Origin of the sequence: Deinococcus marmoris DSM 12784 (assembly GCF_000701405.1) — a bacterium.
GTDB lineage: Bacteria > Deinococcota > Deinococci > Deinococcales > Deinococcaceae > Deinococcus > Deinococcus marmoris.
In genome coordinates this window covers 1-5,020 of sequence record NZ_JNIV01000170.1, presented here as the reverse complement: position 1 = coordinate 5,020, position 5,020 = coordinate 1, and the positions used below count along the sequence as shown (strand labels likewise).

Annotated in this window: 4 protein-coding genes, 1 tRNA gene and 2 pseudogenes; 5 read left to right on the top strand and 2 right to left on the bottom strand. The window is 63.0% G+C overall.

Translation table 11 applies throughout. The features are described 5' to 3' along the window. Nucleotides 1–315, top strand: a pseudogene (locus tag Q319_RS28460) (IS701 family transposase); the annotation flags it as partial. A gap of 70 nt (nt 316–385) precedes the next feature. On the opposite strand, the gene Q319_RS0122380 reads toward Q319_RS28460, so the two are convergent. Next, nucleotides 386–1,564 carry a thiolase family protein gene (locus Q319_RS0122380; protein ID WP_029484620.1) on the bottom strand — a complete coding sequence of 393 codons (1,179 nt, stop codon included), beginning with the start codon at nt 1,562–1,564 and terminating at the stop codon, nt 386–388. Between the two features lie 94 nt (nt 1,565–1,658). Here Q319_RS0122380 and Q319_RS0122375 point away from each other — a divergent pair, with 94 nt between their 5' ends. After that, nucleotides 1,659–2,531, top strand: coding sequence for a DMT family transporter (locus Q319_RS0122375; protein WP_029484619.1), 873 nt, complete (start codon nt 1,659–1,661; stop codon nt 2,529–2,531). Here Q319_RS0122375 and Q319_RS0122370 read toward each other — a convergent pair. After that, nucleotides 2,524–2,811 carry a nucleoside triphosphate pyrophosphohydrolase gene (locus tag Q319_RS0122370; protein ID WP_029484618.1) on the bottom strand — a complete coding sequence of 96 codons (288 nt, stop codon included), beginning with the start codon at nt 2,809–2,811 and terminating at the stop codon, nt 2,524–2,526. The genes Q319_RS0122375 and Q319_RS0122370 overlap by 8 nt on opposite strands. A gap of 75 nt (nt 2,812–2,886) precedes the next feature. Here Q319_RS0122370 and ffh point away from each other — a divergent pair, with 75 nt between their 5' ends. The 3 genes and pseudogenes from ffh to Q319_RS0122355 form a co-directional block, all read left to right on the top strand. Further along, entirely contained in the window at nt 2,887–4,224 is a 1,338-nt protein-coding gene (gene ffh, locus Q319_RS0122365; RefSeq protein WP_029484617.1) for a signal recognition particle protein, read from the top strand. 93 nt (nt 4,225–4,317) lie between these two features. Beyond that, nucleotides 4,318–4,393, top strand: a tRNA-Lys gene (locus Q319_RS0122360). A gap of 398 nt (nt 4,394–4,791) precedes the next feature. Then, nucleotides 4,792–5,020, top strand: a pseudogene (locus tag Q319_RS0122355) (IS701 family transposase); the annotation flags it as partial.

The following is a 5,020-nucleotide window of genomic DNA, read 5'->3' as shown; positions in this document are numbered from 1 at the left end:
CGCGCCCATCTGGGCGTTGAGACTGGCCGGGGTTGGTCTGCCCTCACCATTGCCAGAACCACGCCACTTCTTTTGGGGCTGTTCTCTATCGTGACGCTGCTTGCCCAGCGTCTCTGGTCGCAGGGTGATGTGGAAATCAGGACTTGCGCCTGGTATAGCAAAACCCTGCCGACGTTCTCAGATGCCCTGGCGACAGTCAGGCGGGCGTTGTGGCGTCTACCGACTTTTACGATGTCCCGGTCATGCCGGGACATCGTAAAAGTCCCGCGACAGGTTTTTGAGCGCATGTCAGACGCGTTGTGTTACGCAGCTTGATTCCCAAAATGGACAAAGTCGAACTAAGAAAAGCCCTTGCGCCCTTCCTTAGACCCTTTGACTCTTGACCCTAGACCCGCCGAACGGCCAGCGCCAGCCCATTGCCCCCGCCCATGCACAGGGTGGCAATCCCAGTTTCCTTATCCTGCTGCTTCATGGCGTGCAGCAACGTGACCAGAATCCGCGCCCCAGACGCGCCAATGGGGTGGCCCAGTGCCACCGCGCCGCCGTTGACGTTGACCCTGTCCGGGTCCAGGCCTAGCTCGTTCATGACGGCGATGCTCTGCACACTGAATGCCTCGTTCAGTTCCCACAGGTCCACGTCTGCCGCGCTCCAGCCCAGCTTTTGCAGCAGCTTGTTGGTGGCGGGAACCGGGGTCATCATCACCCATTCGGGGGCCAGACCGCCCGTCGCGTAGTCCACGATCTCGGCCAGGGGGGTCAGACCGTGGGCGGCGGCGGCTTCCTCGGACATGATCAGGAGGCTGGCGGCAGCGTCGTTCAGGCCGGGGGCGTTGCCTGCCGTCACAGAGCCGTCTTTTTTGAAGGCGGGTTTCAGACGGGCCAGCGTTTCGGGGCTGGTGTCCGAGCGCGGCCCCTCGTCGGTGTCCACCACCGTATCGCCCTTGCGGCCCTTGACGGTCACGGGGACGATCTCATCCGCGAAGCGCCCGGCCTGCTGCGCGGCAATCGCCCGCTGGTGGCTACGGGTGGCGAAGGCGTCCTGTTCCTCGCGCCCGATGCCGTACTTGTCGGCCACGCGCTCGCCCGTCATTCCCATGCCCTCGTCGTTGATGCTGCACCACAACCCGTCCTGCATGTTGGCGTCCAGCATCTGCGCGTGGCCCAGGCGGTAGCCCTTCCTGGCCCCTGGCAGCAGATACGGGGCGTTGCTCATGCTTTCCATGCCGCCCGCGAGAACGGCGCTCTGATCGCCCGCGCGGATGCTCTGGGCGGCCAGAATCACGGCTTTCAGGCCACTGCCGCAGACCTTGTTGATGGTCAGCGCGCCAACTTCGTTGCTCAGGCCCGCCTTCAGAGCCGCGTGCCGGGCCGGGTTCTGCCCGCTTCCGGCCTGCACCACCTGACCCATAATGACTTCCTCGATCACGTCTGCTGGAAGACCCGAACGGCGCAGGGTTTCGGCCAGCGTAATGCTGCCCAGTTCCACGGCGCTCACGTCTGCCAGCGCCCCCAAAAACTTGCCCGTCGGCGTGCGAGACGCCGCCACGATCACTGTTTTGTTCATAGCTGGCAGGATAGCGCGGCCAGCCTAACGGGCGTTAGGTAGAAAATGTCAATGCCCGCTATCCTCTGCCGATGGGCCTGGACTTCATGGATCAATGAGCGGCGTGTTTCTGGGCCTGCTGGCGGCGCTGGCGTGGGGTTTTGCGGACTATCTGGCGCAACCGGCCTCGCGGCGGATGGGGGCCATGCGGGCGTCCTTCGCGGCGCAGGGCTTCGGCGTGGCGGCGCTGCTGGTCTTTCTGCTGGTGACGGGCACAAGCCTGTTTCCCACGGACGCGCCAGCGTGGGCCTGGGCACTGGGCGCGTCCACGCTGATGACGGCGGGCGGGCTGGCCTTTTACCAGTCGCTTGGGCTGGGGCAACTGGCCGTGGTGGCCCCGATCATGGGCAGCTATGGGGCCGTGACCACCGCGCTGGCGTGGCTGGCCGGCGAACGCCTGAGCCTGCTGACCGGCCTGGGTCTGCTGGGCGTGCTGGTGGCCGTGATTCTGGTCTCGCTACCGCAGAAGACGGAGGGATTCCAGTCCACCCCGGCGCGGATTCAGGGCGCGTGGTGGGCCATCGCCGCCGCCGTGACCCTGGGCGCATGTTTCTTTGTGATCGGCTACGGCCTCACGCCCCGTGTGGGCGGCGTTCAGGCGACGTGGATGCTGCGCCTGTGTACGCTGGCGCTGACCTTCATCACGCTGAGCGTGTGGCAGAAGCGCCGTTCTGGAGTACGCCCCGCCGATGGGCCGGGAGCGCTGAAATACGCCGGATGGTCTGGGTTGCTGTCCACAGGGGCCATCCTCGTGACTGCGCTGGGCCTGGGACGCGGCGAGGACAGCATCGTGACCGTGCTGGGCAGCATGTCCATCGTGCTGACCACGCTGCTGGCGCTGCTGCTGAACCGCGAACGGCTGGGCGGCGTGCAGTGGGCGGGGGTGGGTCTGGCCATCCTCAGCACCGTGCTGGTGGGTCTCAAGTAGAGGGCAACTCCCACCACAGCCGGGCCGCGAAACCGCCACACTCCTGAGCTTTCCGCGCCCGCAAGTCCTCCAATTCGTTCCTGTCCACGCCGTCCAGTTCCGCCAGCGCGTACACGACTTCCAGCACGTCCGCCAACTCCAGCACCTCGCCGGACTCCAGATACTCGGCCACCTCCTCCCCCAGTTTGGTGCGGAGGGCGGCGCAAAAGTCATCTGGGTTCAGGAGGTGGGATTTGCCGCCGAACAACTCTGGAATGCGGTCGCGCACGAGTTTGCCCATGAAGCGAGAATAACGGGCGGCAGGTCTGTTTCCATCTCACTGAAAGCGCCCGCCCCGGCGTGGTAATTTGCCCCCATGTTTGAGTCGCTGGGCAACAAGTTGCAGGACATCCTGGACCGCGTGGGCAAGGAGCGCCAGCTCACCGAGGCGCAGGTCAAAGCCGCCATGCGCGAGATTCGGATGGCGCTGCTGGAAGCCGACGTGAATTTTGGTGTGGCCAAAGAATTCGTGGCGAAGGTCTCCGAAAAGGCCGTGGGCCAGGAGGTCTCGGGCAGCCTCAACTCCGGGCAGACCGTGGTGAAGCTGGTCCACGATGAATTGATCGAAACGCTGGGCGGCAAATCCATCCAGCCCGAGCTGAAGACCGAGGGCAACGTGTGGTTCATGGTGGGTCTCCAGGGGGCGGGCAAGACCACCAGCACCGGCAAACTGGCCCTGCACTACAAGAACAAGGGCCGCCGCGTGCTGCTGGTGGCCGCCGACACCCAGCGCCCCGCAGCGCGTGATCAGCTCGAAGTGCTGGCCAATCAGGTGGGCGTGCCCGTGCTGAAGGTGGCCGACGGCGAAACCCCCGCCGAGACCCGCCGCCGCGTGGACGAACACCTCAAAACCGACTTCCGCGATCTGGTCATCGTGGACACGGCAGGCCGATTGCAGATCGACGAGACCCTGATGGACCAACTGGCAGACCTGCAAACCGCCATGCAGCCCAGCGAAACCCTGCTGGTGGTGGACGCCATGACCGGGCAGGAGGCGCTGAACGTGGCGCAGACCTTTGACGAACGGGTGCAGGTCTCGGGCCTGATCATCACCAAGATGGACGGCGACGCGCGCGGTGGGGCGGCCCTCTCGGCGCGTAGCGTGACCGGCAAGCCGATCTACTTCGCCGGGACCAGCGAAAAGATTTCGGGCCTGGACGCCTTTCACCCGGACCGCGTGGCCGGGCGCATCCTGGGCATGGGCGACGTGCTGGGGCTGATCGAACGCGCCGAGCTGGCCGACATCAAGGCGATGGAAGTCAAGAAGCCCGGCGACTTTGACCTCGAAGACCTGCTCACGCAGCTTCGCCAGATTCGCAAGATGGGACCGTTGGGCGACCTCCTGAAGCTGATTCCCGGCATGAGCCGCGCGCTGCCCGAGGGCTTCAACGTGGACGAGAAGCAGATCCAGCGCATTGACGCCATGATTTCCAGCATGACCCTCAAGGAACGGCGCAACCCCAAGGTGATCGACGGACGGCGGCGCAAGCGCATCGCGGCGGGCAGCGGCCACAGCGTGCAGGACATCAACAAGCTGCTCAAGATGCACGAGCAGATGAAGGGCATGATGAAGATGCTGGGGGGCATGAGCGGCAAGGGACCGGGGGGCAAGATGCCCAAAATGCCCAACCTGCCGCCGAGCGCGCGGCGTTAGCTCCAGCGGGTGGGCGGCTTGACATTGACACCCAGGGCCGCCCTCCGTATACTCATCCCCGCTGCAAAACCGCCCTGCGTGGGCGCAGCATCTGGATCGTTAGCTCAATCGGTAGAGCAGCTGACTTTTAATCAGCGGGTTCTCGGTTCAAGTCCGAGGCGATCCACCACACGGAAACGATGTCTAGCACATCGTTTCTTTCTTTTTATCTCGCGGTGAAACGAGCGGGTTTCCAGTCAAAATGTGTAATTTGAGTGAAATGGAAAAAGCCGAGGTGCTTCTCTCGACTTCGTGGTATGTAGCTTGCGCGACTCACCCAAACATTTCAGTTTGGGATTACGCCCTCTCGCTCCAGGACTCGGCGTAGCTCTTCCGAGACAGCGGTGATGTTGTCTTTAGGAAAACGAATCTGAGTCAAGCCAATGATGTTCCCAAACTCTTCACAACCGTTCTCTAAAAGAATAATTGCTTTTCTAAACCCTAACTGACCTTACGCGCTACGATTTGAAGACTCCATGAAATCATCAGGATTTCTTGCTTCGCACTGCGGCGACGCAAACTGGGGAGGTGACTCGCCGGATGATGGAACTGTACAGCGATTTCTTGATCTCCTCGTTCGGTCAAACGAGTGCCACCATGCTCGCCCAGTTGCTGCTGGGGGAAGTCAGTCACGATCAGGTCACTCGTTTTTTGCGTCAGGAAGAGGCTTTTTCCCGTACGCTCTGGAAACTGGCAAAGCCGTTGGTCAGGCAGATCGAGCAGGAGGACGGAACGCTGAGTGTCGATGACTGTGTGA

What these genes read in the sequence shown, in the direction of transcription:
- Q319_RS0122380 (WP_029484620.1), bottom strand. Translation starts at nt 1,564, where the DNA reads ATGAACAAAACAGTGATCGTGGCGGCGTCTCGCACGCCGACGGGCAAG.
- Q319_RS0122375 (WP_029484619.1), top strand. Translation starts at nt 1,659, where the DNA reads ATGAGCGGCGTGTTTCTGGGCCTGCTGGCGGCGCTGGCGTGGGGTTTT.
- Q319_RS0122370 (WP_029484618.1), bottom strand. Translation starts at nt 2,811, where the DNA reads ATGGGCAAACTCGTGCGCGACCGCATTCCAGAGTTGTTCGGCGGCAAA.
- ffh (WP_029484617.1), top strand. Translation starts at nt 2,887, where the DNA reads ATGTTTGAGTCGCTGGGCAACAAGTTGCAGGACATCCTGGACCGCGTG.